The following is a 6,582-nucleotide window of genomic DNA, read 5'->3' on the forward strand; positions in this document are numbered from 1 at the left end:
TGTATAAATATTTTATTTTATCCTCTATTCTATTCTCTAAGAACTCCTTAACCTTTTTATCAAGCTCCCTATTCAGTGATGATACATACTCAGGTGATACACTTACACCCAGATTATTTATTATACTGTTAACAGATCTTGTTGACACACCATTGATATATGATTCTGCTATTACAGAGTTTAAAGCCCTTTCCACAGTTGAATACTTGTCAAATACCTTGGTTTTAAATGAACCTGACCTTAGATCAGGCTTGTCTAATGTTAATTCACCATCCACAGTCTTTAATTTCCTCTTCTTGTATCCATTCCTGTATCCTGTTCTTCCATTAGTTCTTTCATATCTTACAGCATTTAACTGTTCAATGGCCTCCTCATCCATTACATTGTTTAGAAACCATGTAATCAGTTCTTTCTTTCCCTCTTTTCTGTCATTTATGAAAAGCTTTATTAATTCTTCTATACTTATTAATTGACTTTTCGCATTTATTTTTTTCATCTTTTAATGGATTTGCGATAATGCAAAAATTTATTAATAGTAAACAATTGTATTTTTAAGGGAATATTTTATTCTTTTTATATTAATGATAATTATGGCAAATAATGTTAACAATCAGTTCAATGTCGCCATTGTCGGATACGGCTATATTGCAAAATACTGGGAAGATGCAATATTAAGAAATGGTAAAATAAATATCGTGGAAATATATGATAATAAAATAACTGATAAAGAGGTAAATACATTAAAGTTTTATAAAAATTTATCCAGCCTGCTTGAAAATGACAAGTTAAATACATGCATAACATGCACACCAACAGATAATCATTATGAAACTGCAATGGAGGTTTTATCATCAGGAAAAAATGCTGTAATAGAAAAACCATCAGTTCTTAATATGCATGAATATAATAATCTGCTTGAGAAGGCAGAGCAAAATCATGTATTTATTTATAATGCATTTCATTTTGTCTATTCACCTGAAATTGCATGGTTCAGAAACTCATTAAATGACGTTTTCAAAAGCCATGGAAGAATTGGAAGCCTATATTCCTACTTTTCTGACCCATACTATACAGATGGAAAACTGAAGAACAGGGCATTGAGTCTTCTTGGTAGCTGGGTTGATAGCGGATCAAACATTTTAAGCATGCTTTATTCAATTTTTGAATATATTGCTATTGATTCTTTAACTCTTGGTGGCCAGTATAATGGAAAATACTCTGATTTATTTTCAACAGCCCCCATGATGTTTAAGGATTCACGTAACGGCACTGGATTTGGGCATACTGTTACCAACTGGGTATCAAACTCCTCATTTAAATATACAGATTTTATGTTTCCTGAAACAAATTCAAAAATCAGGCTTAATCATTCACAGCTTAAAGTAACACTTAGTGATGCCACAGGCATCAGAGTTTTATTTTCCTCAAATGAGAATAACAGACTCCTTGCCCATTATTATGGCCTAGTTGATGCCTTATATCAGGTGCTTTTATCAGGAAAGGGCAATGAGGAATATTGGAAAATGGTGTACAGCACAATGTATGCATTAATGAACGGGGGTGAATCCAATGCCTGAAAGCAGGTTTTCAAGAAAAACACAGCAGGCCATTAAAAAATTTACTGACAGGATAGAGCCTTTCAGGGCCTTTAATAAATGGATTGATGCAATAGCCGCAGGCAGTATAACCAGAAAGGCCCTAGTGTATTATGGTGTGGGCGGGATCGGTAAAACCCGGCTTATATCAGAACTAATGTCAGATCTGGAGAAAAGAAATAACATTAATGGAACGGCAGTGAATATTATATTTGCCAGCATGGATGTAAATGAGTATAATTCACCGTCAACGGTTCTGATGGGCCTTAGAAAACAGATAAAGTTCCCATGTGTCCTCTTTGATTATGGCATGGTCAAATACATGTCCTCTATTGGAAAAAATGCCGATCAGATTAAGGAGTTTATACCTAAAAATAGCGTTATTTGGGATATAACAGGTGACATCCTTGAGGCAATACACATTCCTGTGGGGCTTATAGATAAAATTGCCATAAAGCTCAGGGAAAAGTACTCAATACAGTTTAAGGAATATCATAATGAAATTGAGGCCATTGATTCATGCAAAAGGAATCCCGAGGAACTATCTGAAAGGCTTCCACACCTTCTTGGAATAGATATTTCAGTGGCGGCCAAAAATAAAAATTCGATGTTCTCAATATTTCTTGATTCATATGAATCATTATACAGGCGCCAGACTTTTCAGCTATCAAATGGTGATCCGGATGAATTTATACAAGAACTTTTATTATCCTCTGAAAAAACATTATTTGTGATAGGGAGCAGGGAGTATATAAAATGGGAGCAAAAGGACCCATCATGGAATGAAATACTTGATCAGCACATACTCGATTATCTCAGTGATCAGGATTCAGACTATTTTCTTAGGTCTGTGCCAATTCCAGATGAATCCATCAGAAAATCCATAATAGAGAGCAGCCGTGGTCTTCCTCTTTATTTAGACCTCTGTGTTGAAATTTATTTGAGGAATAAAAATAACAGTTTATCTGCATACGATTTTTTAATTCCCACAAATGAAATCATCCCGAGGTTTCTTTCACACCTTTCGGAGGATGAAAGAACACTGTTCACGGCATTATCTTACATTCATTTTTTCAATTTTAATATTTTTGAAATTCTCATAAGGGAGTTAAATATACCAATAGCCTTATCAGATTTTGAGGAAATAACAGACCATTCATTTGTATTAAAGGTTGAGAACCTTGATGGAATATACAAAGTGCATGATAATTTTTATGAATATGTTATAAACAATCCCACAGTGAGCGGCAAATCCATGATTATGGATAAAATTTTTTCAGGCATTATAAATTATCTTAATGATAATAAAAAAAGTATACCATATGAATCCATGGTGGTTTTTTACCCCAACGTTATGAACCTTCTTTCTTATTTGCCTGAACCTTCCATTGCCGTTGGTGAAAAGTTTATTGAACTTTCCATATATCTCATTGATGCCGGATACTGGAATACTGTTGGCGCAATATCGGGTCAAATTCTTAAAAAACGCCCTCAGGATGAACGTATTCAGTTCTTATTTGCTGTTTATCTTAGAAGAACCGGCCGGCTGGAGAATAGCATTAAAATGCTTGAGAGCATCAATACAGAAAATGCATTATTTGGTAATTATAAAGATTATATATCATATTTTAAGGCAGATACACTAAGGGTTATGGGCAGATATTCAGATGCACTTAAACTGTTTATTGAAATCTCTGAAAAGAATAATAACGGCAGTGATAAGGAGCTTTATCTTAAATGCCAGAATCAAATAGGTGATCTCACATTCCTGTTTGGCAAATTTTCTGATGCATTGGGAGTTCTTGAATCTGCATGTACTGAAGGTAATGTTAATTCAATATTATTTGCAGAGACGCTTAGAATAGAGGGGCATATTTATAGATTTAATTTTATGCTTGATGATGCCCTTGGCAAATATATTAATGCAATGGAACTCGCAAGAAAATTTAATATATTAGGACTTCAGGGAAAATTATATAATAACCTTGCAGAATCATACTGCTGGCTCGACCCAGATAAGGCACTTGAATATGGAGAAAAATCAATTGATATAAATAAAAACCTGAATGCACCGGTGGAATATGGTAAAACCTATGCTGCCATGTCCATAGCCAGTTCCATGAAAGGTGATTTTTCTTCAAGCTTAAAATACTCAGATCTGGCTCTTTCAACACAGGAGCAGGTTAAATATTTAGGCGGCATTGTTTATGCATATGGAAGTTACTGCTTTATGTATATTAAGAAGGGCGATAAGGATAAATTCCTGGATTATTATAATAAAATGAAAAAACTTGTCGGAAATCTGGGAGCCTTAGAATATACAATGCTGCCATATTATTTATATTTAAACGCTCCAGAGCTTCAGGATATATCCAAAAATATACAATGGATTGATTATGGAAAAACTTTGGAAGTTGTAAAAAGTATACTCAAAATTTAAGTTAAAGTATTAACCAGTGGACATTGGCCTTTTGATTTCTCACTCCTCCATAGACTCCTTCTTTCAGAAATTTATAGACATCTTATTTAGATCAGTTTTTAGCATCCAGTTCCCAAAGGAGAAGTTAGCTAATGGGCTATCACCGTAGTATAAAATCTAACAGATAAATTATCTTATCTTGCTTCCAGACAAATTGTCGCCGGATGGCTGGCAAAAAATACTGTGTGTTAAGTCTTTTTAAAATGCTTGCAATATTTCCTGATTTATATGTTATGCCCATATGCAACTGAGATTTGATACTGATTATAAGTAGGAATTTTTCCATTTCATGAGACATTTAACATCGATCTCTTATAATAATTACTCTTTCATATGCAACCACCTTTCCACTTCTTTAAAAATCCTCTGGATATTTTTATTAAAATGATCCCATTATTCCAGTTATCCAGAAACTGCAACGGTGAATAATAATTTAATGTGGAATGTATTATATTATTATAATCATAGAATGCTTTTTCTATTATTATTTTACAATCATTGAAATTATTGACCTTAATTATCATTAACAAGAAATTTACTAATGTTTTTACCTTCTATTTTTTGGTTATATTCATCACAAAAATTGTACGCAAACAAAAGAAATAAAAACATAAATATAAGATAAAGAAAATTATTAATAAGTTATAAATAAAAATTGAATAGATTGGTGAAATGCATGAAATATATTTCAAACAAGATTAATATTCCGCTTATAATAATAGTCATAGCATTGCTTACTTATTAGCTTATAGGGGTGATAACCATTATTACTGGATTTGCCTATATTGTTGGCCATATTTATACACTTTATATGTTAATATTTGTTCTTTTTATCCTGCTAATTTTACTTGTTTTTCCGTTAAGGCCATGTTATCTTGGGAAATTAAAAGATTAAAATAATTTAATTTATAATAGCAAAAATTGATAATATAATATTTTACAGAATATTGGAATGGCTAAATAATTATTTATAAGCGTATATAAATCTATTATATTCATTATATAAATAATGAAAACTTAAATGGGCTATAGCCCTTGATCATTATTGTACAAGAAATCCATGTTTTAATGGATCTTTAGGGTTAACTATAATTTTGCATAGCTGTGTAATCCATGCCCTTCCTGTAATTTCAGGTACAATGATAATATTGCCGTTAACCTTTTCATATGAGATTATTTTGCATGTAAATCTTGATCCAATTATGGATTCATTTGTGTATTTTCCATTTATATCGAGTTTTCCATCATGGACAAGCAATGCAGCCCTTGCTGCTGTACCTGTACCACATGGGGACCTGTCGAAGCTGTTACCTCCAAAGGTAACAAAGGCACGGTAATCATGTTTACTATCTGTGATCATTGCCAATGGCTCAAGATTTTTTTTGCCCTCAGGGTACATATTCATAATTGTTTGTTCTGATTTTTTTCTGATAATATTTCCATATTCCATAAGTTTTCCTATGTTTGCTGTATTAACATCAATTCCTATGGAATCAGATTCAACTATGGCATAGAAATTGCCACCGTATGATATGTTTACAGGTATAATTTTTCCATCAATATTTATATCTATTTTCTTTACAAAATATGATTTTACATCAACTATGGATACAGAAACTGGCTCACCATCCTCTATTTTTACCTTTGCTTTGACTGTACCTGCAACAGTATCATATGTAATTATTTTTTCATTGCCCTCATACTGAACATATCCAAGGGCAACAAGTGCGGTACTTACACCTATTGTGGCATGCCCGCACATGTCCAAATAAGAATGAGTGGTTGGATATATAACCGTATAGCTGCTTCCTGGATTTACAGGAGGAAGCAATACAGCACCAAACTGGTCTTTATGCCCTCTTGGTTCCTGCAATAATGTTGTTCTAATATAATCATAGTGCTTGATAAAATAATTTCTTACTGATAATGCGTCTGGTAGATTTTTAGGTATGTCATTCCAGAAAATTATACGTGTGGGCTCACCCTCTGTATGTGTATCTATAACATCCAAGGTTAATTCGGATTTAAGGCTCATGTAATTAAAATTAATATTTTCTTAAATAGTTTTGGATAAATTATAGTCAAAAATCATGAAAACCTTATTTAGCCTCGGCTACATGAACAATTTCTCGATCTCTAATGTAATTCGAATTATATATAACAATATCAATAAATTTCTGGGTATATAATAACATAATTAATATACAATATTACATAAAATGTCCAAAAATAGTTCAACCCATGATATACATTAATTTCCTCACTGAGACCTGCTTATTTTATTCGTCATAATAATGTAGTTTTATTAAGCCATTATTTCTCAAATAGTTACATCACAAATTTAAGTTTATTCAATAATTTTTTATATATAAATGATAATTACAAAAATTTTAAAGTTTTATGATTAAACTAAACCTAAAAAATTATCATTTTGTTAACTTTAATGATATATGAATCTTGTAGAAGAAATGGTAAATGTTATACCTGACCGATATCAGGATATAGAAT

Annotated in this window: 4 protein-coding genes; 2 read left to right on the top strand and 2 right to left on the bottom strand. The window is 32.0% G+C overall.

The annotated features are described in order from the left end of the window. Positions 1 to 496, bottom strand: a 496-nt coding sequence (locus AOG54_RS08975; protein WP_201779333.1) for a transposase, incomplete at its 3' end; no start/stop codon positions are given. Between the two features lie 94 nt (positions 497 to 590). Here AOG54_RS08975 and AOG54_RS08980 point away from each other — a divergent pair. Both AOG54_RS08980 and AOG54_RS08985 read left to right on the top strand, forming a co-directional pair. Next, the gene (locus tag AOG54_RS08980; protein WP_162200888.1) at positions 591 to 1,577 is read left to right on the top strand and encodes a Gfo/Idh/MocA family protein; all 987 of its coding nucleotides are present in this window, start codon (positions 591 to 593) and stop codon (positions 1,575 to 1,577) included. Then, positions 1,570 to 4,035: a tetratricopeptide repeat protein gene (locus AOG54_RS08985; protein ID WP_055032631.1), complete on the top strand. Its 2,466-nt coding sequence runs from the start codon at positions 1,570 to 1,572 to the stop codon at positions 4,033 to 4,035. The genes AOG54_RS08980 and AOG54_RS08985 overlap by 8 nt, the downstream gene beginning before the upstream one ends. A gap of 1,081 nt (positions 4,036 to 5,116) precedes the next feature. Here AOG54_RS08985 and AOG54_RS08995 read toward each other — a convergent pair. Next, the gene (locus AOG54_RS08995; RefSeq protein WP_055032633.1) at positions 5,117 to 6,109 is read right to left on the bottom strand and encodes a proline racemase family protein; all 993 of its coding nucleotides are present in this window, start codon (positions 6,107 to 6,109) and stop codon (positions 5,117 to 5,119) included. Positions 6,110 to 6,582: the final 473 nt, after the last annotated feature.

The sequence above is a fragment of the Acidiplasma aeolicum genome, assembly GCF_001402945.1.
GTDB classification, from domain to species: Archaea; Thermoplasmatota; Thermoplasmata; order Thermoplasmatales; family Thermoplasmataceae; genus Acidiplasma; species Acidiplasma aeolicum.